General features: G+C 76.1%; 21 protein-coding genes. 19 read left to right on the top strand and 2 right to left on the bottom strand.

The window, feature by feature from the left end; translation table 11 throughout:
* Positions 1-210 precede the first annotated feature (210 nt).
* The 13 genes from pyrR (at position 211) to CRP39_RS05050 (ending at position 16395) form a co-directional block, all read left to right on the top strand.
* Positions 211-837, top strand: coding sequence for a bifunctional pyr operon transcriptional regulator/uracil phosphoribosyltransferase PyrR (gene pyrR / locus CRP39_RS04990; RefSeq protein WP_097204836.1), 627 nt, complete (start codon positions 211-213; stop codon positions 835-837).
* Positions 834-1754 carry an aspartate carbamoyltransferase catalytic subunit gene (locus CRP39_RS04995; RefSeq protein ID WP_097204838.1) on the top strand — a complete coding sequence of 307 codons (921 nt, stop codon included), beginning with the start codon at positions 834-836 and terminating at the stop codon, positions 1752-1754. The genes pyrR and CRP39_RS04995 overlap by 4 nt, the downstream gene beginning before the upstream one ends.
* A complete protein-coding gene (locus CRP39_RS05000; RefSeq protein ID WP_097204840.1) occupies positions 1751-3037 on the top strand; it encodes a dihydroorotase in 1287 nt (428 codons plus the stop codon). Before CRP39_RS04995 ends, CRP39_RS05000 begins: the two co-directional genes overlap by 4 nt.
* Positions 3034-4203, top strand: a complete 1170-nt coding sequence (carA, locus tag CRP39_RS05005; protein ID WP_097204842.1) for a glutamine-hydrolyzing carbamoyl-phosphate synthase small subunit — start codon at positions 3034-3036, stop codon at positions 4201-4203. Before CRP39_RS05000 ends, carA begins: the two co-directional genes overlap by 4 nt.
* Positions 4203-7508, top strand: a complete 3306-nt coding sequence (gene carB / locus CRP39_RS05010; RefSeq protein WP_097204848.1) for a carbamoyl-phosphate synthase large subunit — start codon at positions 4203-4205, stop codon at positions 7506-7508. The genes carA and carB overlap by 1 nt, the downstream gene beginning before the upstream one ends.
* Positions 7505-8890, top strand: coding sequence for a beta/alpha barrel domain-containing protein (locus CRP39_RS05015; RefSeq protein ID WP_245853570.1), 1386 nt, complete (start codon positions 7505-7507; stop codon positions 8888-8890). Before carB ends, CRP39_RS05015 begins: the two co-directional genes overlap by 4 nt.
* Before the next feature lie 214 nt (positions 8891-9104).
* The gene (gene pyrF, locus CRP39_RS05020) at positions 9105-9998 is read left to right on the top strand and encodes an orotidine-5'-phosphate decarboxylase (protein ID WP_097204849.1); all 894 of its coding nucleotides are present in this window, start codon (positions 9105-9107) and stop codon (positions 9996-9998) included.
* A gap of 396 nt (positions 9999-10394) precedes the next feature.
* Positions 10395-10745: an integration host factor, actinobacterial type gene (mihF, locus tag CRP39_RS05025; protein WP_097204851.1), complete on the top strand. Its 351-nt coding sequence runs from the start codon at positions 10395-10397 to the stop codon at positions 10743-10745.
* 37 nt (positions 10746-10782) lie between these two features.
* The gene (gmk, locus tag CRP39_RS05030) at positions 10783-11394 is read left to right on the top strand and encodes a guanylate kinase (RefSeq protein WP_097204852.1); all 612 of its coding nucleotides are present in this window, start codon (positions 10783-10785) and stop codon (positions 11392-11394) included.
* 71 nt (positions 11395-11465) lie between these two features.
* Positions 11466-11729: a DNA-directed RNA polymerase subunit omega gene (gene rpoZ / locus CRP39_RS05035; protein WP_012949163.1), complete on the top strand. Its 264-nt coding sequence runs from the start codon at positions 11466-11468 to the stop codon at positions 11727-11729.
* Positions 11730-11860: 131 nt separating this feature from the next.
* Positions 11861-13072: a bifunctional phosphopantothenoylcysteine decarboxylase/phosphopantothenate--cysteine ligase CoaBC gene (gene coaBC / locus CRP39_RS05040; RefSeq protein WP_097204854.1), complete on the top strand. Its 1212-nt coding sequence runs from the start codon at positions 11861-11863 to the stop codon at positions 13070-13072.
* 117 nt (positions 13073-13189) lie between these two features.
* Positions 13190-14386: a methionine adenosyltransferase gene (metK, locus tag CRP39_RS05045; protein ID WP_097204855.1), complete on the top strand. Its 1197-nt coding sequence runs from the start codon at positions 13190-13192 to the stop codon at positions 14384-14386.
* Positions 14383-16395: a primosomal protein N' gene (locus tag CRP39_RS05050; RefSeq protein ID WP_245853572.1), complete on the top strand. Its 2013-nt coding sequence runs from the start codon at positions 14383-14385 to the stop codon at positions 16393-16395. The genes metK and CRP39_RS05050 overlap by 4 nt, the downstream gene beginning before the upstream one ends.
* 1299 nt (positions 16396-17694) lie before the next feature.
* On the opposite strand, the gene CRP39_RS05060 is transcribed toward CRP39_RS05050, so the two are convergent.
* Positions 17695-18339 (bottom strand): response regulator, encoded by a 645-nt coding sequence (locus tag CRP39_RS05060; RefSeq protein ID WP_097204860.1) that lies wholly within the window; start codon positions 18337-18339, stop codon positions 17695-17697.
* Positions 18336-19592 carry a sensor histidine kinase gene (locus CRP39_RS05065; RefSeq protein WP_097204861.1) on the bottom strand — a complete coding sequence of 419 codons (1257 nt, stop codon included), beginning with the start codon at positions 19590-19592 and terminating at the stop codon, positions 18336-18338. Before CRP39_RS05065 ends, CRP39_RS05060 begins: the two co-directional genes overlap by 4 nt.
* Positions 19593-19848: 256 nt before the next feature.
* On the opposite strand from CRP39_RS05065, the gene def reads away from it, so the two are divergent.
* The 6 genes from def to CRP39_RS05095 all read left to right on the top strand — a co-directional run bounded on the left by def (position 19849) and on the right by CRP39_RS05095 (position 25214).
* A complete protein-coding gene (gene def, locus CRP39_RS05070; protein WP_097205183.1) occupies positions 19849-20382 on the top strand; it encodes a peptide deformylase in 534 nt (177 codons plus the stop codon).
* On the top strand, positions 20331-21311 hold the full coding sequence (gene fmt / locus CRP39_RS05075) for a methionyl-tRNA formyltransferase (protein ID WP_281253754.1): 981 nt from the start codon (positions 20331-20333) through the stop codon (positions 21309-21311). The genes def and fmt overlap by 52 nt, the downstream gene beginning before the upstream one ends.
* Positions 21308-22729 carry an RsmB/NOP family class I SAM-dependent RNA methyltransferase gene (locus CRP39_RS05080; RefSeq protein ID WP_097204863.1) on the top strand — a complete coding sequence of 474 codons (1422 nt, stop codon included), beginning with the start codon at positions 21308-21310 and terminating at the stop codon, positions 22727-22729. Before fmt ends, CRP39_RS05080 begins: the two co-directional genes overlap by 4 nt.
* A gap of 66 nt (positions 22730-22795) precedes the next feature.
* A complete protein-coding gene (gene rpe, locus CRP39_RS05085) occupies positions 22796-23467 on the top strand; it encodes a ribulose-phosphate 3-epimerase (protein ID WP_097204864.1) in 672 nt (223 codons plus the stop codon).
* Positions 23468-23514: 47 nt separating this feature from the next.
* On the top strand, positions 23515-24588 hold the full coding sequence (ribD, locus tag CRP39_RS05090) for a bifunctional diaminohydroxyphosphoribosylaminopyrimidine deaminase/5-amino-6-(5-phosphoribosylamino)uracil reductase RibD (protein WP_245853574.1): 1074 nt from the start codon (positions 23515-23517) through the stop codon (positions 24586-24588).
* Between the two features lie 2 nt (positions 24589-24590).
* Positions 24591-25214: a riboflavin synthase gene (locus tag CRP39_RS05095; RefSeq protein WP_097204866.1), complete on the top strand. Its 624-nt coding sequence runs from the start codon at positions 24591-24593 to the stop codon at positions 25212-25214.
* Positions 25215-25229 lie beyond the last annotated feature (15 nt).

The raw sequence follows: 25229 nt of genomic DNA on the forward strand, positions 1-25229 counted from the left end.
CTCACTGTCCGTCGTCGTGGGCGTTCTGTCGTCACGGAGCGTACTGGTCGAGCCGGATCGGCGACACCAGGACACTCATCCGGGTAGCACGGCCCCACATGGTGGACCCTCCGGCCGCGGTGCGGGTCACATCGGGGCGTGCAGTACCGTCGCTCCCGGTCCGACCACTCCTTTAACGACCCGTCCAGTGAGGCGGGGAAGGAGGCCATCTTGGCCCGTTCGTCCGAACCTGCCCTGGGCGCCTCGAGCGCCCCCGGCACCACCACCCTCCTCACCGCCGCCGACGTCACCCGCGTGGTCGACCGGATGGCCCACCAGCTGATCGAGCGGGCGGAGAGCACCCGCGAGGGGGACCAGACCGGCGGTCTCGCCGACCTCGTCCTGATCGGCATCCCCACCCGCGGCGCCCCGCTGGCCCGCCGCCTGGCCGCCCGCATCGAGGCCTTCTCCGGCACGCCGGTCGACGTGGGCACCGTCGACATCACGCTCTACCGCGACGACCTGCGCCGCCGCGGCGTCCGGGCCCTGGAACCGACGACGCTGCCGGAGGCGGGCATCGACGACAGCGTGGTCGTGCTCGTCGACGACGTCCTGTTCTCCGGCCGGTCGGTACGCGCGGCCCTCGACGCCCTGCGCGACGTGGGCCGGCCCCGCGCGGTGCGGCTGGCCGTGCTGGTCGACCGCGGCCACCGGGAGCTGCCGATCCGCGCCGACTACGTCGGCAAGAACGTGCCGACCTCCCGCAGCCAGTCGGTGAAGGTGCACCTCACCGAGGTGGACGGCGCCGACGAGGTCCTGCTCGCCGACCACGGAGCCGGACAGGGGGACCGAGCGTGAAGCGACACCTGCTGGAGGCCGCCGACCTGGACCGGGCCGACGCGACCCTGGTGCTCGACACCGCGGCGCAGATCGACCAGGCACTCGCCGGCCGCGAGGTGAAGAAGCTGCCGACCCTGCGCGGCCGTACGGTGGTCAACCTCTTCTACGAGGACTCCACCCGCACCCGGATCTCCTTCGAGCTCGCCGCCAAGCGGCTGTCCGCCGACGTCATCAACTTCTCGGCCAAGGGCAGCAGCGTCTCCAAGGGCGAGAGCCTCAAGGACACCGCGCTGACCCTGGAGGCGATGGGTTCCGACGCGATCGTCGTCCGGCACTCGGCCTCCGGGGCGCCGCACCGGCTGGCCAACTGGGTGCGCGGCAGCGTGGTCAACGCCGGCGACGGCACCCACGAGCACCCCACCCAGGCGCTGCTGGACGCCTACACGATCCGGCGCCGGCTGGGCCGGCTCGAGGGGGTGCGGGTGGCGGTCGTCGGCGACGTCCTGCACAGCCGGGTGGCCCGCTCCAACGTCCGGTTGCTGCACACCCTCGGCGCGGAGGTCACCCTGGTCGCCCCGCCGACGCTGCTGCCGGTGGGCGTGGGCAGCTGGCCGGCGGAGGTGTCCTACGACCTCGACGCCGTCCTGCCCAAGGCCGACGTGGTGATGATGCTGCGGGTCCAGGCCGAGCGGATGAACGCCTCGTTCTTCCCCAGCGCCCGCGAGTACAGCCGCCGCTACGGACTGGACGGCCGCCGCATGGGGGTCCTGGGCGACGACGCGATCGTCATGCACCCGGGCCCGATGAACCGCGGGATGGAGATCGCCGCCGAGGTGGCCGACTCGCCCCGCTCCACGATCGTCGAGCAGGTCGGCAACGGCGTCTCCGTGCGCATGGCCGTCCTGTACCTGCTGCTGGGAGGCGCGCCCTCGTGAACCTGCTGATCAAGGGCGCCCGCCCCTACGGCGAGGACGCCGCCGACATCCTCGTCCGGGACGGCCGGATCGCCGCCGTCGGCGAGGACCTCACCGCGACCGGCGCCGAGGTGGTCCAGGCCGCCGGCCTGGTCGCGCTGCCCGGGCTGGTGGACCTGCACACCCACCTGCGCGAGCCCGGCCGCGAGGACGCCGAGACCGTCGAGACCGGCAGCCGCGCCGCCGCGCTCGGCGGGTACACCGCGGTGCACGCCATGGCCAACACCGACCCGGTCGCCGACACCGCCGGCGTCGTGGAGCAGGTGTGGCGGCTGGGCCAGGAGGCCGGCCTGGTCGACGTCGTCCCGGTGGGGGCGGTGACCGTCGGGCTCGCCGGCGAGCGGCTGGCCGAGCTCGGCGCGATGGCCGACTCCGCCGCCCGCGTGCGGGTGTTCTCCGACGACGGGCACTGCGTCGCCGACCCCGCGCTCATGCGGCGGGCGCTGGAGTACGTCAAGGCGCTGGGCGGTGTCGTCGCCCAGCACGCCGAGGAGCCGCGGCTGACCGCCGGCGCGCAGATGCACGAGGGCGACCGCTCCGCGCGGCTCGGCCTGACCGGCTGGCCGGCCGCCGCGGAGGAGGCGATCATCGCCCGCGACGTGCTGCTGGCCGGCCACGTCGGCGCCCGGCTGCACGTCTGCCACGTCTCGACGGCGGGCTCGGTGGAGCTGCTGCGCTGGGCGAAGTCCCGTGGCGTGCAGGTGACCGCCGAGGTCACCCCGCACCACCTGCTGCTCACCGACGCCTGCGCGGAGGGTTACGACCCGGTGTTCAAGGTCAACCCGCCGCTGCGCACCGACGCCGACGTCGAGGCGCTGCGGGCCGGGCTGGCCGACGGCACGATCGACGCGGTCGCCACCGACCACGCGCCGCACGCCGTGGAGGACAAGGAGACCGAGTGGGCCAGCGCCCGGCCCGGCATGCTCGGGCTGGAGCAGGCGCTGTCGGTCGTCGTCGCCACGATGGTCGAGACCGGCCGGCTCGACTGGCGCGGCGTCGCCGACCGCATGTCCGTCCGTCCGGCCGCGATCGGCCGGCTGGACGGGCACGGCCGCCCGCTGGCCCCCGGCGAGCCGGCCAACCTGCTGCTGCTGGACCCCGCCGCCCGGTCGGTCGTCGACCCCGCCGCGCTGGCCAGCCGCAGCCGCAACAGCCCCTATGCCGGCCGGGAACTGCCCGGCCGGGTGGTCGCGACGTTCCTGCGGGGGGCCGCGACCGTTCTGGACGGGAAGGCAACCAAGTGAGGGAAGCGCTCCTCGTGCTCGAGGACGGGCGCACGTTCCGGGGCCAGGCCTACGGCGCGGTGGGGACGACGCTGGGTGAGGCGGTGTTCGCCACCGGGATGACCGGCTACCAGGAGACCCTGACCGACCCCAGCTACGCCCGCCAGATCGTCGTCATGACCGCTCCGCACATCGGCAACACCGGCGTGAACGACGAGGACGACGAGAGCCGCCGGATGTGGGTCGCCGGCTTCGTCGTCCGCGACCCCGCCCGCCGACCGGCCAACTGGCGGGCGACCGGGAGCCTGGACGACGAGCTGGTCGCGCAGGGCGTCGTCGGCATCAGCGACATCGACACCCGCGCCCTGACCCGCCACCTGCGCGAGCGCGGCGCGATGCGCGCGGGCATCAGCAGCGAGGGCCTGCCGGCGCAGGAGCTGCTGGCCCGCGTGCGGGCGTCGGAGAGCATGAGCGGGGCGGACCTCGCCCCCTCGGTCACCGCGAACGACCCCTACGTCGTCCCGGCGGTGGGGGAGCGGCGGTTCACCATCGCCGCCCTCGACCTCGGCATCAAGACCGCCACCCCGCGGCACCTGGCCGAGCTCGGCGTCGAGACCCGCGTCCTGCCGGCCACGGCGACCGCCGCGGACCTGCTGGCCGCCGGGCCGGACGGCGTCTTCCTGTCCAACGGCCCGGGCGACCCGGCGGCGGCCGACTACGCCGTCGCGGCGGTCCGCGGCGTCCTGGACGCCCGCCGGCCGCTGTTCGGCATCTGCTTCGGCAACCAGATCCTCGGCCGGGCCCTGGGCCTGGGCACCTACAAGCTGCGCTTCGGCCACCGCGGGATCAACCAGCCGGTGCTCGACCGGGTCAGCGGCACGGTGCGGGTGACCAGCCACAACCACGGCTTCGCCGTCGACGCCCCGCTGGACCGGCCGACCGACACCCCCTACGGGCGGGTCGAGGTGAGCCACGTCGGCCTCAACGACGACGTCGTCGAGGGGCTGCGCTGCCTGGACGTGCCGGCCTTCAGCGTCCAGTTCCACCCGGAGGCGGCGGCCGGCCCGCACGACGCCGCCCCGCTGTTCGGCCGGTTCGTCGACCTGATGGAGACCGCCCGCGAGACCGGGGACGCCGTCAGCCCACCGCCGGTCGTCGGGGCCACGACCGGGGAGAAGAGCGCCTGATGCCCAAGCGGACCGATCTGCAGCACGTGATGGTGATCGGCTCCGGGCCGATCATCATCGGCCAGGCGTCGGAGTTCGACTACTCCGGCACCCAGGCCTGCCGGGTGCTCAAGGCCGAGGGGCTGCGCGTCAGCCTGGTCAACAGCAACCCGGCGACGATCATGACCGACCCCGAGGTCGCCGACGCCACCTACGTCGAGCCGCTCACCCCGGAGTTCGTCGAGAAGGTGATCGCCAAGGAGCGCCCCGACGCGCTGCTGGCCACCCTCGGTGGGCAGACCGCGCTGAACATCGCGATCGGCCTGTACGAGAACGGCGTGCTCGAGGAGTACGGCGTCGCGCTCATCGGCGCCGACGTCGACGCGATCAACCGCGGCGAGGACCGGCAGATGTTCAAGGACATCGTCCGGTCGATCGGCGCCGACGCCCCGCGCTCCACGGTGTGCGCCTCGGTGGAAGAGGCGATCGCGACCGCCGAGGAGGTCGGCTACCCGGTCGTCATCCGGCCGTCGTTCACCATGGGCGGGCTCGGGTCGGGCATCGCCACCGACGAGGAGATGCTGCGGCGCATGGCCGGGCACGGCCTGGCCGACTCCCCGGTGCACACCGTCCTCATCGAGGAGTCGGTGCTGGGCTGGAAGGAGTACGAGCTGGAGCTGATGCGCGACCGCAGCGACAACGTGGTCGTCATCTGCTCCATCGAGAACATCGACGCGATGGGCGTGCACACCGGCGACTCGGTGACCGTCGCCCCGGCGATGACCCTCACCGACCGCGAGTACCAGCGGATGCGTGACGTCGGCATCGCGGTGCTGCGCGAGGTCGGCGTGGACACCGGCGGTTGCAACATCCAGTTCGCCGTCCACCCGGAGACCGGCCGGCTGGTCGTCATCGAGATGAACCCGCGCGTCTCCCGGTCGAGTGCGCTGGCGTCCAAGGCCACCGGCTTCCCGATCGCGAAGATCGCCGCCAAGCTGGCCATCGGCTACACCCTCGACGAGATCACCAACGACATCACCGGCGTCACCCCGGCGTCCTTCGAGCCGGCGCTGGACTACGTCGTGGTGAAGATCCCGCGCTTCGCCTTCGAGAAGTTCCCCGGTGCCGACCCGCGGCTGACCACGACGATGAAGAGCGTCGGCGAGGTCATGGCGCTGGGCCGCAACTTCCCCGAGGCGCTGGGCAAGGCGATGCGGTCCACCGAGACGAAGGTGGCCGGGTTCTGGACCGGCGGAGAGGACGGGTCCACCGCCGAGGAGCTGCTGGAGGCGCTGCGCACCCCGGTCGACGGGCGGCTGTACCTCGCCGAGCGGGCGCTGGCCGCGGGTGCCACCGTCGAGCAGGTCGCTGCGGCCAGCGGCTTCGACCCGTGGTTCGTCGACCAGATCGCCCTGGTGCACGAGATCGGCACCGAGGTCCGGGACGCGCCGTCGCTGACGCCGGAACTGCTCCGCCGGGCCAAGCGGTACGGGCTGTCCGACCGGCAGGTCGCGGAACTGCGGCCCGAGCTGGCCGGGGAGGACGGCGTCCGGCTGCTGCGGTGGCGGCTGGGCATCCGGCCGGTCTACAAGACCGTGGACACGTGCGCGGCGGAGTTCGCCGCCCGCACGCCCTACCACTACTCCTCCTACGACGAGGAGACCGAGGTCGAGCCGCGGGAGAAGCCGGCGGTGCTGATCCTCGGTTCCGGGCCCAACCGGATCGGCCAGGGCATCGAGTTCGACTACTCCTGCGTGCACGCGGTCATGGCGCTGCAGGACGCCGGCTACGAGGCGGTGATGGTCAACTGCAACCCGGAGACCGTCTCCACCGACTACGACACCGCCGACCGGCTGTACTTCGAGCCGCTGACGTTCGAGGACGTCCTCGAGGTGGTCGAGGCCGAGCGCGCGGCCGGGCCGGTCGCCGGGGTCATCTGCACCCTCGGCGGGCAGACGCCCCTGGGCCTGGCGCAGCGGCTCAAGGACGCCGGCGTGCCGGTGCTGGGCACCTCGCCGGAGTCGATCGACGCCGCCGAGGACCGCGGGGCGTTCTCCCGGGTGCTGGCCGACACCGGGCTGCTGGCCCCCAAGCACGGCACCGCCACCACCTTCACCGAGGCACGCGAGATCGCCGCGGGCATCGGCTACCCGGTGCTGGTCCGGCCCTCCTACGTGCTCGGCGGCCGCGGGATGGAGATCGTCTACGACGACGCCACCCTCGAGGCGTACATCGCCAAGGCCACCGACGTCAGCCCCGAGCACCCGGTGCTGGTCGACCGGTTCCTCGAGGACGCCGTGGAGGTCGACGTCGACGCGCTCTACGACGGCACCGAGCTCTACCTCGGCGGCGTCATGGAGCACATCGAGGAGGCCGGCATCCACTCCGGCGACTCCGCGTGTGCGCTGCCGCCGATCACGCTGGGGTCGGCCGACCTGGTGCGGATCCGGGCGGCGACCGAGCAGCTGGCCGCCCGCATCGGCGTCCGCGGCCTGATCAACGTCCAGTACGCGGTCAAGGACGACATCCTCTACGTGCTGGAGGCCAACCCGCGGGCCAGCCGCACGGTGCCGTTCGTCTCCAAGGCCACCGCCGTCCAGCTGGCCAAGGCCGCCGCCCGCATCGCCGTCGGCGAGACGGTCGCCGGCCTGCGCACCGCCGGCGTGCTGCCGGCCACCGGGGACGGCGCGGACCTGCCCGAGGACGTGCCGATCGCGGTCAAGGAGGCGGTGCTCCCGTTCCACCGGTTCCGCACCGTCGAGGGGCAGAACGTCGACACCGTGCTCGGCCCGGAGATGAAGTCCACCGGTGAGGTCATGGGCCTCGACACCGACTTCGGGACGGCGTTCGCCAAGTCGCAGGCCGCCGCCTACGGCTCGCTGCCGCTCGAGGGCACGGTGTTCGTCTCCCTGGCCAACCGGGACAAGCGCTCGGCGATCTTCCCGGTCAAGCGGCTGGCCGATCTCGGCTTCCGGGTGCTGGCCACGGTCGGCACGGCCCAGGTGCTGCGCCGCAACGGGGTGGCCTGCGAGGTGGTCGGGAAGTTCAGCGAGGGCCCCGGCAACGTCGTGGAGCGGATCATCGCCGGGGACGTCGACATCGTGGTCAACACGCCGTTCGGCGCCCCCGGCAACAGCGGGCCCCGGCTCGACGGCTACGAGATCCGCACCGCCGCCGTGGCCGCCGGCATCCCGTCGATCACCACGGTGCAGGGGCTGGCGGCCGCGGTGCAGGGCATCGAGGCGCTGCGCCAGGGGGGCGTCGGCGTCCGGAGCCTCCAGGAGGTGCACGCCGCCCTCGCCGCCGCCGCGGCGCCGCGCTCGTGACCGCGGTCGCCCCGGCGGAGGCCGTGCGCCGGGTGCGCGACGACCTCGTGGCCCGCGGGCTGCTCGACGGGCTGCCGGAGGCGTTCCTGGCCGGGGTCACCCGCTTCGCGCGGCCGCCGCAGCCGGAGCTGGACGCGCTGGCGACGGCGGCCCGCGGGCTCGCGGCCCGGCTCGCGTCCGGCGGGGCCGGGGACGACGACCTGCCCCTGCTGGCCCGGGTGCTGTTCTTCGCCGGAGGCGCGGAGGTGCTCGCGGCGCACGGGCTCCGGACGCCGGCGTACGACGTCCTGGGCTCCTACCGGGACAACCTCGCCCGCCCGCTCGGTCCGCGGCTGCCACGGCGGCCGGTCGCCGGGGGGCGGCGGTGGCGCGTGCTGGGGCGCTCGGTGGGCTTCCCGATCGGCGTGCCCGCCTGCGTGCTGAACGGCGGCGAGCACTGGGTGCGCCACTTCGCGGGCAACGGCTACAGCGTCCTGACCTACAAGACCGTGCGCAGCCGCGCCGCCGAGCCCAACCCGCAGCCGAACTGGGCCTTCGCCCGTCGGGAGAGGGCGAGCCTGCGCCCGGGCGCGGCGGCGGAGGTGACCGCGGACCCGTGGGACTGGGTCGAGCCGGGCTCCCCGGACGTCAGCACGGTGAACTCCTTCGGCGTCCCGTCGCTGGCGCCCGAGGAGTGGCAGCCCGACCTCGAGCGGTCCCTGGCCGCGGTGGCGGACGACCAGCTGCTGCTGGTCAGCGTCATGGGGGAGGACGCCGACGGCGCGGGGCTGACGGCCCTCGCCGACGACTTCGCCCGGGTCGCGCGGATGGCGGAGGAGGCCGGCGCGCCCGTCGTCGAGCTCAACCTGTCCTGCCCCAACACGCTGGACCGGACGGCGTCCGGCGTGCGGCCGCCGCTGTGCCTGGACGCCGATGCCACGGTCGCCGTCGTCGAGCGGGTGCGGCGGGCGCTGGACGACCGCACCGGCCTGGTCGCCAAGCTCTCCTGGCTCGACGAGCCGCGCCTGACCGCGCTGGTGCCCCGGATCGCGTCCCTGGTCGACGGCGTCGCGGGCATCAACACCCTGCAGAGCCGGGTGCGCCGCAGCGACGGCGCGGCGACCTTCCCCGGCCGGGAGCTGGCTGGCCTGTCCGGCATCGCCGTCCGCGACCCCGCGCTGGACTTCACCCGCCGACTGGTCGCGCTCCGGGATGCCGGGAGCTCCCGGTTCGACGTCCTCGCGATGGGCGGGGTCACCGACCCGGCGTCGTTCGAGGCGCTGTTCGCCGCCGGCGCCGATGCGGTGCAGTCGGCGTCGGGCGCGTTCGCCGACCCGTACCTGGCCCGGGACTGCATCGCCGCGCTGGGGCAGACCCTGCCGCGCGGGGTGGCGGCCCCGTGACCGAGCTCGCGAGGTCACGCATGAGCACAGCACCGCCGGGCACGAGTTCGACGAGCGCCAGCGAGGAGAGCTCGTGACCGAGCTCGCGAGGTCACGCATGAGCACAGCACCGAGCTCGCGAGGTCACGCATGAGCACAGCACCGAGCTCGCGAGGTCACGCATGAGCACAGCACCGCCGGGCACGAGTTCGACGAGCGCCGGCGAGGAGAGCTCGTGACCGAGCCGTTCGGCCGGCGGCTCGCCGACGCCGTCGCCGCCCGCGGCCCGCTGTGCGTGGGCATCGACCCGCACGTGCCGCTGCTCGAGCGCTGGGGACTCCCGGACAGCCCCGAGGGCCTGGCCCGGTTCACCGACGCGGTCGTCGACGCGCTGGCCGGCACCGTCGCCGTCCTCAAGCCGCAGCTGGCGTTCTACGAACGGCACGGCTCGCGGGGCCTGGCCGTGCTGGAGGACGCCGTGGCGCGGGCGCGCGCCGCCGGGGCCCTGGTGCTGCTCGACGCCAAGCGCGGCGACATCGGCTCCACGATGGACGCCTACGCCGACCACCTCCGGCCCGGGCACCCGCTGCACTCCGACGCCATGACGGTCAGCCCCTTCCTCGGGCCCGGCTCCCTGCAGCCGGCCGTCGACACCGCGCGGCAGCACGGCGGCGGCCTGTTCGTGCTGGCCCGCACCTCCAACCCCGACGCGGGCACGCTGCAGCACGCCGTGGTGTCCGACGGGGTCCGTCAGCGGTCGGTCGCCCAGGTCGTCGTCGACACCGTGCGCGGCTGGAACACCCCCGGCTGGGTCGTCGGCGACCCGCTGCCCGACGTCGCCGCCGCCCGCGACCTCGCGGGTCGCTGGGGCCCCACGACCGGCTCGTTCGGGGTGGTCGTCGGCGCCACCCTCCACGAGCTGGACGTCGACCTCGACGGCCTCGGTGGTCCGGTGCTCGCCCCGGGGCTGGGCGCCCAGGGCGGCTCGGTCGCCGACCTGCGCCGGCTGTTCGGCGCCGGCACCGCGGTCGTCCCAACCGTCTCGCGCGACGTGCTCGCCGCCGGCCCCGACCCCATGGCCCTCCGTGCCGCGGCCGAGCGATGGGCCACCGAGCTGGCGGCCGCATGAGGCGGGTCGCGCCCTGGCCGGCGCCGGGCGGAGGGCTGAGACCGATGCCGCGCCCGGTGTCCCGACCCGTGTCGCGGCCCGTGGACCAGGGGTTTCCGGCACGTGTCGGCGTGTCGTCATCGGTGTGTCGGGACGGATTCGTCCGCATCCCCGCCGCGGCCGGCCGGCGTCGCAGCCCCTGTCGACCTGCACGGATGACAGACGGTGACCACCATGGCGCACGCTCGGTGAGCGGAAAGTCACCGAACGGTCGAATCCGGCGGCTCATCCGGGCGTGACCTGCGCATATACCGGGAACTAGGTTGGCCAGCAGGCTCAGCAGTGAGCTCTGCCCCCGACACAGCCCGAGCCCGCCGGTCGAGATGACTGCCGGCGCCGACACGATTGGGTCGCATCATGCCCCTTCCTGACCTGACCCCCGAACAGCGCGCCGCCGCACTGGAGAAGGCCGCCGCGGCCCGCAAGACCCGTGCCGAGCTCCGCGAGCGCCTCAAGAGCAAGGGCGCCACCGTGGGCGACGTCCTCCGCCAGGGCGAGACCGACGAGGTCATCGGCAAGATGCGCGTCTCCGCGGTCCTGGAGTCCCTGCCCGGCGTCGGCAAGGCGCGGGCTGCCAAGATCATGGAGCGGCTCGAGATCTCCCCGACCCGCCGGGTGCGCGGTCTGGGTGCCAACCAGCGCAGGGCCCTGGAGAGCGAGTTCGGTGGCGAGCAGGTCGCCGCCGACCAGGTCTCCGCCGAGGGCTGACCCGCACGACCAGGCACCCGGAGGTCGAGGACGACGCGTGGCGAGTGCACCACCCCAGCGCCCCCCGGCGCGGCTGACCGTGCTCTCCGGCCCCTCCGGGGTCGGTAAGGGCACGGTCGTCGCCGAGGTCCGGCGCCGGTACCCCGCGGTGTGGGTGTCGGTCTCGGCGACCACCCGCGCGCCGCGCCCGGGGGAGATCGACGGTGTGCACTACCACTTCGTCGACGACGCCGAGTTCGACCGGCTCATCGCCGAGGACGGGCTCCTCGAGTGGGCCGAGTACGCCGGCAACCGGTACGGCACGCCGGTCGCCCCGGTGCGGGAACGACTCGCCACCGGGGCGCCGGCGTTGCTGGAGATCGAGCTGCAGGGCGCCCGGCAGGTCCGCGCCCGGGACGCCGACGCCCAGCTGGTCTTCCTGGCCCCGCCGTCGTGGTCGGAACTGGTCAGCCGGCTGGCCGGCCGCGGCTCCGAACCGCCCGCGGTCCAGGAGCGGCGGCTGGCCATCGCGCAGGCCGAACTGGACTCCTCCGGGGAGTTCGACGTGGTCGTGGTCAACGACGACGTGGCCAGGGCCGCGGACGAGTTGGTAGGCTTGCTGACTGCGCCGTCGCCCGGCCACGTCCGGAGCAGCGGCGCCCACGAGTAGCGGATGCTCTCCCGGCCCCCGTGGCCGCCGTCCGCCACTCCCACCGAACGATCTGAGGAGCACGCCCGCCCGTGTCCGGAGTCGCACCTGCCCCCGAGGGCATCACCAACCCGCCGATCGACGAGCTGCTCGAGCGCACCAGCAGCAAGTACGGCCTGGTGATCTTCGCCGCCAAGCGCGCGCGGCAGATCAACGCCTACTACAGCCAGCTCTCCGAGGGCCTGCTGGAGTACGTCGGCCCGCTGGTCGACACCGCCCCGCAGGAGAAGCCGCTCTCCATCGCCCTGCGCGAGATCAACGAGGGCCTGCTGACCCACACCGCCGGCGAGAACTGAACGAGGACCCCTTCTCCCCACCCCTCGCACGCTCGGGGCGGGACCCGGAAGGGGGCTTCCGGCCCCTGACTGAATGACGACGCACCTGGCATCCGCTGCCGGGTGCGTCGTCGTGTGTGGAGGATGACCCCATGAGCCGCATCGTGCTGGGCGTCAGCGGTGGCGTCGCTGCCTACAAGGCCGCGCTGCTGCTGCGCGCGTTCACCGAGGCGGGGCACGACGTCCGGGTCGTCCCGACACCGGCCGCCCTGCGCTTCGTGGGCGCAGCGACCTTCGAGGCGCTGTCGGGGCACCCCGTCACCACCGACGTGTGGTCCGACGTGGACGAGGTGGCCCACGTGCGCATCGGGCAGACCGCCGACCTGGTCGTCGTCGCCCCCGCCACCGCGGACCTGCTCGCCCGGGCCGCCGCCGGGCGCGCCGACGACCTGCTGGCCGCCACCCTGCTCACCGCGCACTGCCCGGTGGTGTTCGCCCCGGCCATGCACACCGAGATGTGGCTGCACCCGGCCACCCAGGACAACGTGGCCACCCTGCGCCGCCGCGGCGCGATCGTCCTGCCCCCGGCCGTGGGCCGCCTGACCGGCCCCGACTCCGGCCCCGGCCGGCTGCCCGAGCCGGGCGACATCGCCGCCCTCGTCTCGGTGGTGCTCGCCGACGGCGCCGCCGCGCTCGCCCCGGACCTGTCCGGGCGCCGGGTGGTCATCAGCGCCGGCGGCACCCGCGAGCCCCTGGACCCGGTGCGGTACCTCGGCAACCGCTCCTCGGGGCGGCAGGGCTGGGCGCTGGCCCGGGTGGCCGCCGCTCGCGGCGCCGACGTCACACTCGTGGCGGCCAACGTCGACCTGCCCGCGCCCTTCGGCACCCGCGTCGTCCCCGTCGGCACCGCCGAGGAGCTGCGCGCCGCGATGCTCGCGGAGGCGGGTGGTGCCGACGTCGTCGTCATGTCCGCCGCGGTCGCCGACTTCCGGCCGGCCGAGGTCGCCGTCGCCAAGCTGAAGAAGGACAGCGCCGCCGAGCCCAGTGCGGTGCCGCTGGTGCGCAACCCCGACGTGCTGGCCGAGCTGGTCACCAAGCGCCCGCCCGGGCAGCTGGTCGTGGGCTTCGCCGCCGAGACCGGGGACGACGCCGGCGACGTCCTCACCCACGCGCGGGCCAAGCTCGCCCGCAAGGGCTGCGACCTGCTCGTCGTCAACGACGTGTCCGGCGGGCGGGTCTTCGGCCGGCCCGACAACGCCGCGGTGGTCCTCGGCGCCGACGGCACCGCCACCGAGCTGCCCGAGGGCAGCAAGGATGCCGTCGCCGCCGGGATCTGGACCGCGGTCACCGCCCGGCTGTCCTGAACCGAGGCTGTGGGGGGCGCCCCGCTGTCGCCGCGCGCCGGTAACGTGCACCCGACGCACCTGCCGCCCGCCGACACCGTCACACGCAGAACCGTTCCCCGACCCAAGGAGCCCCGAGTGCCACGCCGTCTCTTCACGTCCGAGTCGGTGACCGAGGGCCACCCGGACAAGATCGCCGACCAGATCAGCGACGCCATCCTCGACGCCATGCTCACGCAGGACCCGCGCAGCCGGGTCGCCGTCGAGACGCTCATCACCACCGGCCAGGTGCACATCGCCGGCGAGGTCACCACGGCCGGCTACGTCGAGATCGCCGAGATCGTGCGGCGCACCATCCTCGGCATCGGCTACGACTCCTCCCGCAAGGGCTTCGACGGCGCCTCCTGCGGCGTCAGCGTCTCGATCGGGTCGCAGTCCCCCGACATCGCCCAGGGCGTCGACACCGGGTACGAGGCCCGCACCGCAGGCACCTCGGACGACGAGATCGAGCGCCAGGGCGCCGGCGACCAGGGGCTGATGTTCGGCTACGCCACCGACGAGACCCCCGAGCTGATGCCCCTGCCGATCGCGCTGGCCCACCGGCTGTCCCGGCGGCTGTCGGCCGTCCGGAAGGACGGCTCGGTGCCCTACCTGCGGCCCGACGGCAAGACGCAGGTCACCGTCGTCTACGAGGACGACCGCCCAGTCGGCGTCGACACGGTGGTCGTCTCCTCCCAGCACGCCGAGGACATCTCCATCGAGCAGCTGCTCACCCCCGACGTCCAGGAGCTGGTGGTCGAGCCCGAGCTCGCCGCCCTGGGTCTGCCGACCAGCGGCTACCGCCTGCTGGTCAACCCGACCGGCAAGTTCGTCATCGGCGGCCCGATGGGTGACGCCGGGCTGACCGGCCGGAAGATCATCGTCGACACCTACGGCGGCATGGCCCGCCACGGCGGCGGCGCCTTCTCCGGCAAGGACCCGTCGAAGGTGGACCGCTCCGGCGCCTACGCGATGCGCTGGGTGGCCAAGAACGTGGTCGCCGCCGGGCTGGCCCGGCGCTGCGAGGTCCAGGTCGCCTACGCGATCGGCGCCGCCCACCCCGTCGGCCTGTTCGTCGAGACCTTCGGCACCGGCACGGTCGCCGACGACGTGCTGGAGAAGGCGATCGGCTCGGTGTTCGACCTGCGCCCGGGCGCGATCGTCCGGGACCTGGACCTGCTGCGCCCGATCTACGGGCCGACGGCCGCCTACGGCCACTTCGGCCGCACCGACGTCGACCTGCCGTGGGAGCGGGTCGACCGCGTCGAGGCGCTCCGCTCGGCCGCCGGGGCTTGACGGCACTGACCTCCGCCGCACCGTCGGCCGACGACCCGGGCCCCCGCCTCCCGCGGGTGGCCCGGGTGGTCGTCGACGTGCCCCTGGCACACCTCGACCGGCCCTTCGACTACGCCGTCCCCGACACGATGGCCGCCGACGTGCGGGCCGGCTGCCGCGTCCGCGTGCGCTTCGCCGGCCAGCTCGTCGACGGGTTCGTCGTCGAGCTCGGCGAGACCAGCGAGCACGGCGGCAAGCTGACGCCGCTGGCCAAGCTGGTCTCCCCGGAGCCGGTGCTCACCCCCGAGGTGCTGGCGCTGGTCCGCTCGGTGGCCGAGCGCTGGGGCGGCACCGTCACCGACGTCCTGCGCCTGGCGATCCCACCTCGCCGCGCCGCGGCCGAGAAGCGCCCACCCGCCGATCCACCACCGGCACCGCCCGCGCCCGACCCGGCGGGGTTCGCGCGGTACCCGACCGGCCCCGCGCTGCTCACGGCGGTCGCCGAGGCCCGGCCGGCCCGGGCGGTCTGGACGGCCCTGCCCGGCGAGGACTGGCCGGCCCGGCTGGTCGAGCTGTGCCAGGCCGCACTGTCCGGCGGCCGTGGCGCACTCGTGGTCGTCCCCGACGGCCGGGACCTCGACCGGCTCGCCGCCGCCGCCGAGCAGCGGCTACCGGCGGGCTCCTTCGTGGTCCTGCGTGCCGACGCCGCTCCGGACGCGCGGTACCGCCGCTTCCTCGAGGCCGCGCGGGGCAGCGCCAAGGTCGTGCTGGGCACCCGCGCGGCCGTCCTCGCCCCGGTGGCCGACCTCGCCCTCGTCGCCGTCTGGGACGACGGCGACGACCTGCACGCCGAACCCCGCGCTCCCTACGCCCACGCCCGCGACGTGCTCGTGCACCGGGCGCACCTCGCCTCGTGCGCCGCCGTCGTCGCCGCCACCGCGCGCACCGCGGAGGCGCAGCTGCTCGTCGAGAGCGGGTGGGCCCACGAGCTCGTCGCGGACCGCCCCACCCTGCGGGCGGCGGCCCCGCGCGTGCAGGCCCTCGGGGCCGACGCCGAGCTGGCGCGCGACCCTGCCGCCCGCACCGCCCGGCTGCCCAGCCTGGCCCACCGGGTGGCCCGGCAGGCCCTCGCCGACGGCGCGCCGGTGCTGGTCCAGGTCCCGCGCGCCGGGTACGCACCCGGGCTGGCCTGCGACCGCTGCCGCGCGCCGGCCCGCTGCGGGGCGTGCTCCGGACCGCTGGGCATCTCGCCGGCGCCCGGCCCGGGTGGCTCGCGGGTCCCGGCCTGCCGGTGGTGCGCCCGCCCGGCGGCGACCTTCCACTGCCCGTACTGCCACGGCACGAAGCTGCGCGCCTCCGTCGTCGGCGCCGCCCGGACCGCCGAGGAGCTCGGCCGCGCCTTCCCCGGTGCGGCCGTGCGGGTGTCCGGCCGCGGGTCCGTGCTGGCCTCGGTGCCCGGCGGGGCGGCCCTGGTGGTGGCCACCCCGGGCGCGGAGCCGGTCGCCGAGGGCGGCTACGGGGCCGCCTTGCTGCTGGACTCCTGGGCGCTGCTGGGCCGCCCCGACCTGCGGGCGGGTGAGGAGACCCTGCGGCGGTGGATGAACGCCGCCGCCCTGGTGCGCCCGGCCGCGGCGGGCGGGCAGGTCGTCGTCGCGGCGGACGCCGCCCACGCCGTCGTCCAGGCGCTGGTGCGCTGGGACCCCGCCTGGCTCGCTGCGCGAGAGCTGGCCGACCGCCGGGCGCTGGGTTTCCCGCCGGCCACCCGGATGGCCGCGCTCGCGGGCAGCCCGGCAGCCCTGGCGGAGTTCCTGGCCGCCGCGCGGCTGCCGGCGGACGCGGACCTGCTCGGCCCGGTCCCCGAGCCGCCCCGGCCCGGTCAGGACGGTGAGCGGGAGCGTTACCTGGTCCGAGTGCCGCGCGGCGAAGGGGTGGCACTGGCACACGCCCTCGCGGAGGTGCAGGGCGTGCGCAGCGCGAAGAAGGTCGCCGAGCACGTGCGGGTGCAGCTGGACCCGCTCGAGCTGGTCTGAGCCGCCCGCCTCAGCCCCGGACCTCCCGGTGGGTGCCGTGGCCGGCCTCCCCGGGCGGGGTGCAGTCCCCGTTGCGCCGGCCGGAGTCGTGGGGCCGGTCGGCATCGTGGTGGCCCTCGTCCATCCGGCACCAGTGGCGGTCCGGTCCGCCGTCGTCGTGCCGGGCTCCGCGGTCGCCGTCCGGCGGGTCGTCCCCGTCGGAGCCGTGCCGGGCTCCGCGGTCGCCGTCCGGCGGGCCGTCCCCGTCGGAGCCGTGCCGGACACCGCGGTCGCCGTCCGGCGGGCCGTCCCCGTCGGAGCCGTGCCGGACACCGCGGTCGCCGTCCGGCCGGTCGTCTGCGTCGGAGCCGTGCCGGACACCGCGGTCGCCGTCCGGCGGGCCGTCCCCGTCGGACCCGTGCCGGTCAACGCCGTCGGAGCCGTGCCCGTGGCCCCCGTCATCGGTACGCCCGCCGTCGGGGTCCGGGTACCGGTCCCGGTCGCCGGGCTGGTCGGTACCCGGCGTCGGCCGTGGGTCCGCCGGCGGTGGCCCTGGTTCGGCCGGCGGTGGTCCGGGTTCGGCCGGCGGTGGTCCGGGTTCGGCCGGCGGTGGTCCGGGTTCGGCCGGCGGTGGCCCTGGGTCGGCCGGCGGTGGTCCGGGTTCGGCCGGCGGTGGCGGGTCGGCCGGTGGCGGCGGGACCGCCGGGGCCGCGGCCGGGGGAGGGCTGGGCGCGACCGGAGGCGGGGTGGCCGGAGGCGGCGCGGACGGTGCGGGAGGGGCGGGGGCCGTCGCGGCCGGAGCCGGAGCGGGAGCCGGTGGCGGGGCGGCGGCCGGAACGGTGCCGGTGCCGGTGCCGGTGCCCACCGTGGCGTCGCGCGCGCCGACCGGTGCGGCGTGCGCCGGTACCTGCTGCGCCATGGGCCGGATCGGCCCGGTGGGCCCGGGTGGGGTGTCGCGGGCGACGTCGGACGGCGGAGGTGAGGGCACCGACCGGCGGGGCGGCGCGGGCTCGGGAGGCGGCGGCACCGGAGCCGGGGACGGCACGGGCGGCTCGATGTCCGGACCGGCCGCGATCGGAGGCCTCTGGTCGGCCGGTGGCGGCGGGCCGACCAGGGACAGGCCCGCCCAGCTCCCGACCAGGACCACGAGCAGGAGGGCTGCGGCGACGACGGCGGCGCCGGCGGTGGTCCGCGCGATCCCCGGCCAGCGCCGGCGCGGCTGACCCGCCTCGGCCGTGCGGCTGAGCACCACCGGGCGGTGGCGCCGGTCCGGGAGCTCGGCCAGTGTGGTGGGCCCGCCGCCCCGGTGGGCGCCGGACATCAATGGTTCCCATCGTCGGAGCGCGACCGGCGGAGGTGTCGCTCGGCCCACAGGGCGGCCTGCGTGCGGTCGGCGGCCCCGACCCGGTGGAGGATGTGGGTGACGTGCGTCTTCACGGTCCCCTCCGTGATGCGCAGCCGGCGGGCGATGACCTTGTTCGAGTGTCCCTGCCGGAGCAGCTCCAGGACCTCGCGCTCGCGCTCGGTGAGCGAGTCGCCCTGACCCCGGTCACGCAGGGCGGCGAGCACCGCCGGGGCGACCTGCGGGTCGATCGTGGAGCCGCCGGCGGCGACGACCCGGACGGCGTCGAGGATGGCCTCGGCCGCGGTGTGCTTGAGCAGGTAGCCGTCGGCCCCGGCGTCCAGCGCCTCCAGCACCAGCGGCCGTTCGGCGTAGGAGCTGAGCACCAGCACGCGCACGGCATCGCCGTTGGACCGCAATCTGCGGATGACGCTGATCCCGTCCTGGCCGGGCATCGCGAGGTCGAGCATGACGAGGTCCGGCGTGAGGCGGCGGATGAGCTCCATCGCGCCGTCGCCGTCCCCCGCGGTGCCGATGCACTCCAGGTCACCGGAGGCGCTGAGCAGGCTGCGCAGTCCCTCCCGGACGACGGCGTGGTCGTCGACGACCAGGACGCGGATCACGGCTGGGCCCCGACGGGGACGTCGACCGGCACGGTGACGACCAGTCGGGTGCCCTGTCCGGGGGAGCTGTTCGCCGTCAGGGTCCCCCCGGCGTGGACGACGACGTCGCCCAGGGTGTCCAGCCCCACGTGCCCCTCGCGGCGGCGCTCGGCCAGCCGCTGGGCGTCGAAGCCGCAACCGTCGTCGTCCACGACGAGGGTGACCGTCCGCCCGTCCCGGGACACGGTCACCTCCGCGGAGGTGGCCTGGCTGTGGGTGGCGGCGTTGCGCAGCGCCTCCCGGGCGGCGCGGTACAGCAGGCCGGTCACCGTGTCGGGCAGCCCGGAGATCCCCGACGTCCGCACCGACACCTGCAGTCCCGCGTCCTGCTGTTCCGCGGCCAGGCTGCGCAGGCGGTCGGCGAGGTCGGGCAGCGGTTCCGGCGCCGCGCCGGGGTGGGACACCAGCGCGCGCAGCTCGTCGATGGCCTGCCGCACCGCGGTCGCCGCCATGGGGGGCAGCCGCGCCTCCGACTCCGCACCCGGCCCGGCCCGCAGCCGGGCGGCGTCGAGTTCCATCGCCACCCCGGACAGGACGGGGAGCACGGAGTCGTGGAGCTCCCCGGCGAGCCGCCGCCGCTCGGCGTCCGGCGCGGCCAGGACGGTCCGCAGGAGCGCCTGGTCGTCGTCCTGCCGACGGCGCACGCGGGCGGCCAGCCGCCAGGTGAGCGGCAGCTGGACCAGGACGAGCAGCAGCAGCGCGATCAGCGCCGCGGGCGCGAGGGCGAGCCACGCCTGGCGCGCGAAGGGGCGGACGTCGTCCCGGTTCCCGGCGAGGTCGAGCAGCACCGGGGTCCCGTGCACGTCGCGGATGCCGGCGTGGGCGACGTGCACGGCCGTGCCCGGGTGGCCGACCGTCACGACGGAACCGGTGTCCAGGGCCCGGCGGGCGTCGGCCGGCAGCGGCGTCACCCGGCCGATCATCTCGGCGCGAACGGACCACAGCACCCGGCCGGAGGCGTCGCGGACCGACACCGCGGCCACCGGGCCGGCGTCGAGGACGCCGGCGACCTGCCGGCCCAGGTCCCCTGTCGCGGTGGGCGGGCGCGTGGGGTCGGTGTCCACGGCGGGGGCCAGGCCGGCCGCGGTCACCGACGCCAGCCGCTCGAAGGCCCGGGCGCTCAGCGAGTCGCCGACGTCGCGGGCGAGGACGCCGCTGACGACGGCGAACGCGAGGATCAGGACCACGCCGGCGATCGTGACGTGCGCGACCACCCTCGGCACGGAGATCGGTCGAGTACCCGGCTGCCGACGCCGTCCCCTCGGCGTGACCCAGATCACTCTCAGGAGCATAGGGCGGTTCCGGGCCTCCATCGTCCAGTTTCTTCGCGCCGCCTCCGGAGGGCGACCGACCGTGGCCGATCCGGGCGGTCGGGTCGCTGGCCGCACGACCCGGCGCCGGGCACGCCGCCGCACCCGCCGTGGCCATGACGGGCTGGGGGTCGCGCGGTGCGCCACCTAGGATCGACCGGTGAGCGTCACCCCCATCCGCCTGTACGGCGACCCGGTGCTGCGCGCCCCTGCGGCCCCCGTCGTCGACTTCGACGCGGAGCTGCGCCGGCTCGTCGACGACCTCACCGACACGATGCTGTCCGCCGGGGGTGCCGGCCTGGCCGCGCCGCAGATCGGGGTCGGCGCACGGGTCTTCACCTGGCACGTCGACGGCGAGGTCGGCCACCTGGTCAACCCACAGGTCGTCCCGGTGGGGGAGGAGACGCAGGAGGGCCCCGAGGGGTGCCTGTCCATCCCCGGCTTCGCCTACGACTGTCGCCGGCACCTCTACGTCGCCGCGACCGGGTTCGACGTGCACGGGGAACCGGTCCGGGTGGAGGGCTCGCATCTGCTGGCCCGCGCGGTGCAGCACGAGGTCGACCACCTCGACGGCGTGCTGTTCGTCGACCGCCTGGAGCCGGGCGCCAGGGAGGCCGCGCTCGCCGCGATCGCCGAGGCGGAGTGGGCCGGCATGGGTGCCTGGGTCCCGCGCGTGGAGGTGAGCCCCCACTGAGGCTCCTGTTCGCCGGGACGCCGGAGGTCGCCGTCCCCTCCCTGGACCTGCTGCTGGACTCCGGGCACGAGGTGGCCGCCGTCCTGACCCGGCCCGACGCCCGCTCCGGCCGCGGCCGCCGGGTGGGCCGCTCACCGGTCGCCGAGCGCGCCGACGCCGCCGGCGTGCCGGTGCTGCAGCCGCGCTCGCCGCGCGAGCCGGAGTTCCTCGCGCAGCTGGCCGACCTCGCCGTCGACTGCGCGCCGGTCGTCGCCTACGGCGCACTGCTGCCGCAGGCGGCCCTCGACCTGCCCCGGCACGGCTGGGTCAACCTGCACTTCTCGCTGCTGCCGGCCTGGCGCGGCGCCGCGCCGGTGCAGCACGCGGTCATGGCCGGTGACGAGGTGACCGGCGCGTCCACCTTCCGGCTGGAGGCCGGGATGGACACCGGTCCCGTCTACGGCGTGGTCACCGAGCCGATCGGGCCACGGGACACCGCCGGCGACCTGCTGGACCGGCTGGCCCGCAGCGGGGCCCGGCTGCTGCTGGCCACCCTGGACGGCATCGCGGACGGCAGCCTCGTCCCGGAGCCGCAGCCGGCCGAGGGCGTCAGCCTCGCGCCCCGCATCGAGCCGGCCGACGCGCGCGTCGACTGGGCGCTGCCCGCGCACGTCGTCGACCGGCGGGTCCGTGGGGTGACCCCCGCCCCCGGCGCGTGGACCACCTGGCGCGGGGACCGGCTGCGCCTGGGCCCCGTCGAGCCGCTGCCGACGTCCCTGGGCCTGGCGGCCGGTGAGCTGTCCGTGGGGCCGACCGGGGTGCTGGTCGGCACCGGCCGCGGCGCGGTCCGTCTCGGGGACGTGCAGCCGGCCGGCAAGCGCGTGCTGCCCGCGACCGACTGGGCCCGGGGCGCCCGCCCGGCAGCCGGGGAGAGGGTCGGGGAGCCGTGACGCCCCCGCCCCGCCGCCCGGGCCGGCCCCGGCAGGGGCACCGCGCCGGCCGGCGACCACGCCCGCAACTGGACGGTGCCCGGCTCACCGCCTACGACGTCCTGGACGCCGTCTCCTCCCGCGCGGCGTACGCCAACCTGCTGCTGCCCCAGCTGCTGCGCGAGCGGCAGCTGGACCAGCGCGACGCGGCGTTCACCACCCAGCTCGCCTACGGGGCGCTGCGTGCCCAGGGCACCCTCGACGAGGTGCTGACCGGGCTGGTCTCCCGGCCGCTGGCCGAGCTGGACCCGCGGGTGCTCGACCTGCTCCGCCTCGGCGCCTACCAGCTGCTCGACCTGCGCGTGCCGGCGCACGCGGCGGTCGACACCACCGTCGACCTCACCCGGGCGATCGTCGGCACCGGCGCCTCCGGCCTCGTCAACGCGGTGCTGCGCAAGGTCGCCGCCGGCGGGGACCGCGTCGCCTGGCTGGACCGGCTCGCCGGCGACGCCGACGGCGCCGACGGCGACCGGCGGCTGGCCCTCGCCACCGACCACCCCGGCTGGATCGTGGCGGCCTGGCGGGAGGCGCTGGACGCCGGCGACCCCTCCGGCGCTCCGGAGCTGGAGGCCGCGCTGCTGGCCGACGACGCCGCGCCCGAGGTGCACCTGGTGGCCCGGCGGCTGGCCCGCGACCGGCTGGCCGAGGAGTCCGGTGGCACGCCGGGCCCCTGGTCCCCGTACGCGGTCCGGCTGGCCGGCGGCGACCCGGGGAAGGTGCCCGCCGTGCGCGAGGGGACCGCCGCCGTGCAGGACGAGGGCAGCCAGCTGGCCGCGCTGCTGCTCACCCGCGCGCCCCTCGACGGTCTCGACGCCGCCTGGCTGGACATGTGCGCCGGGCCGGGCGGCAAGGCGGGGCTGCTCGCGGCGGTCCGCCCCGAGGGCGTCCGGCTCACCGCCGCCGACCGCTCCCCGCACCGCGCCGAGCTGGTGCGCGCGGCCCTGGGCGACGCGGCCGGCACCGAGGTCGTCGTGGCGGACGGTCGGCAGCCGCCCTGGGCGCCGGGCTCCTTCGACCGCGTCCTGCTCGACGCCCCGTGCACCGGCCTGGGGGCGCTGCGCCGCCGCCCGGAGGTCCGCTGGCGCCGCACCCCGGCGGACGTCCCGCCGCTGGTGGAGCTGCAGACGGCGCTGCTGGACGGCGCGCTGGCCTCGGTGCGGCCCGGGGGAGTGGTGGCCTACGTGACCTGCTCCCCGCACACCGCGGAGACCGTCGGGGTGGTGGAGGCCGCGGCCGCCCGCGACGACGTCGAGGTGCTGCCGGTCGCCCCGCTGTTCCCGGAGGTCCCCGGCGTCGCTCGCGGGCGGTACGGGCAGCTGTGGCCCCACCGGCACGGCACCGACGCGATGTTCATGGCCCTGCTCCGCCGCACCTCCTGACGCCGCCGCCCGCCCGGCGGAAGCGGGCGGCGGGCACCCCGGCAGGGCCCCCTAGACTCGGCAGACGTGCCCCGGACCCCGATGATCGCGCCCAGCCTGCTGTCGGCGGACTTCGCCCGGCTGGCCGAGGAGGCACGACGGGTCGCGGACGCCGACTGGCTGCACTTCGACGTCATGGACGCGCACTTCGTGCCGAACCTGACCTTCGGCCTCCCGGTCATGCAGGCGGTGCAGGCGGTCAGCCCGGTGCCGCTGGACTGCCACCTCATGATCGAGGCCCCCGAGCGCTGGGCGCCGGACTACGCCGAGGCCGGCGCCCGCAACGTCACCGTGCACGCCGAGGCCTGCACCGACCCGCGCGCCGTCGCCCGTGACATCCGCGCCGCCGGCGCCCTCGCCGGCCTGGCACTCAAGCCGGGCACCCCGCTCGAGGACCACCTCGACGTCCTGCCCGACTTCGACACGCTCCTGGTCATGACCGTCGAGCCCGGCTTCGGTGGGCAGGAGTTCATGGCCGAGGTGCTGCCCAAGGTCCGCCGGGCCCGCGAGCTCGTCGACACCGGGCACCTGACGGTGCTGGTCGAGGTCGACGGTGGCATCAACGCCGACACCATCGAGGCCGCCGCCGCTGCGGGCGCGGACGTCTTCGTGGCCGGCTCGGCCGTCTACGGCGCCGAGGACCCCTCCCGCGCCATCGCCGGCCTGCGCGCGCAGGCCGCCGCGGCGCTCGTCGGGTGAGCCCCTGCCCGGCCGGGGATCGGGCCGCAGCGCCGGGGACCGACCCCGTGCCGACGGCGGCCGAGCGGCACGCCATGGCGCGCGCCCGCCGGCTCGGCGCCGGCGTGCTCGGCTCCACCAGCCCCAACCCCGCCGTCGGTGCCGTCGTCCTCGCCGCCGACGGGACGCCGGTGGGGGAGGGCGCGACCGCCCCGCCCGGCGGCCCGCACGCGGAGGTGCGCGCCCTGGCGGAGGCCGGCGACCGCGCCCGCGGCGGCACCGTCGTCGTCACCCTCGAGCCGTGCGCGCACACCGGCCGCACCGGTCCGTGCGCCGACGCGCTGCTGGCGGCCGGGGTCTCGCGGGTCGTCGTCGCCGTCCCCGAGCCCACCTCGCCGGCCGGCGGCGGCGCGGCGCGGCTGCGGGCCGCCGGCGTCGAGGTGGTGCTCGGCGTCGAGCAGGCCGAGGCCGAGGACGGCGCCCTGGGTGCCTGGCTGACCGGCGTCCGCGAGCAGCGGCCGCAGGTGGTGTGGAAGGTCGCCGGCACCCTCGACGGGCGTGTCGCGGCGGCCGACGGCAGCAGTCGCTGGGTCACCGGCCGCGAGGCGCGCGCCGCCGTCCACCGGCTGCGCGCCACGTGCGACGCCGTCCTCGTCGGCTCGGGCACCGCGCTGACCGACGACCCCCAGCTCACCGTCCGCGACGCCGACGGCGTCCCCGCCGGCCGGCAGCCGCTGCGGGTGGTGCTCGACCGCCGCGGCCGGCTGCCCTCCGACGCCCGGGTGCTCGACGACGCCGCCCCCACCCTGGTCAGCGCCGCGGCCGGCCCCCGCGAGCTGCTGGCCGAGCTGTTCGCCCGCGATGTGCGGCGGGTGCTGCTGGAGGGCGGCCCCACGCTGGCCGCGGCGTTCCTGCGGGCGGGGCTGGTCGACGAGGCGGTGGTGCACCTGGCGCCGAAGCTGCTGGGGGGCGGGGCATCGCTCGTCGGCGACCTGGGAATCACCTCGATCGGGGACGCGCTGACCCTGTCGGTCGTCGACGTCACCCGCCTGGGCGGGGATGTCGGCATCCGCTTGCGTGCATACCGGCACACTGGTGGCAGTCGGTCTGCGGAGAGCCCGGCCGCGACCGGAGGGAGTTGATCGTGTTCACCGGGATCGTCGAGGAAGTCGGCACCCTGCTCGACCGGGAGGACCTGGAAGAGGGCGGGGAGGTGACGGCCGCCCGGTTGCGCATCCGCGCGCGGAAGGCGCTGGAGGGCGTGGCGCTGGGCGACTCCATCTCCGTCAAGGGGGTCTGCCTGACCGTGACGGCGGTGGACGGCGACGTCTGGGCCACCGACGTGATGGCCGAGACCCTGCGGCGCAGCAGCCTGGGCGCCCTGGCCGACGGGGACCCGGTCAACCTCGAGCGCGCCGTCACGCCGCACACCCGGCTGGGCGGCCACCTGGTGCAGGGCCACGTCGACGGCGTCGGCACCGTCCGCGCCCGCACCCCCGGCGAGCACTGGGAGGTCGTGCGGATCGCGCTGCCCCCCGAGCTGGCCCGGTACGTCGTGGAGAAGGGCTCCATCGCGGTCGACGGCGTCTCCCTGACCGTGAGTGCCGTCAGCGCCGTCGACGACCCCGAGCCGTGGTTCGAGGTCAGCCTGATCCCCACCACCCTCCGCGAGACCACGCTGGGCGCGGTACCCCCGGGGAGCCCGGTCAACCTGGAGGTCGACGTGATCGCCAAGTACGTGGAACGGCTGTTGGGAGCACGCTCGTGAGCGCACGCGCGAGCA

The organism is Geodermatophilus sabuli (genome assembly GCF_900215145.1).
Classification (GTDB): domain Bacteria; phylum Actinomycetota; class Actinomycetes; order Mycobacteriales; family Geodermatophilaceae; genus Geodermatophilus; species Geodermatophilus sabuli.

What these genes read in the sequence shown, in the direction of transcription:
- coaBC (WP_097204854.1), top strand. Translation starts at nt 11,861, where the DNA reads ATGAGCCGCATCGTGCTGGGCGTCAGCGGTGGCGTCGCTGCCTACAAG.
- mihF (WP_097204851.1), top strand. Translation starts at nt 10,395, where the DNA reads ATGCCCCTTCCTGACCTGACCCCCGAACAGCGCGCCGCCGCACTGGAG.
- carB (WP_097204848.1), top strand. Translation starts at nt 4,203, where the DNA reads ATGCCCAAGCGGACCGATCTGCAGCACGTGATGGTGATCGGCTCCGGG.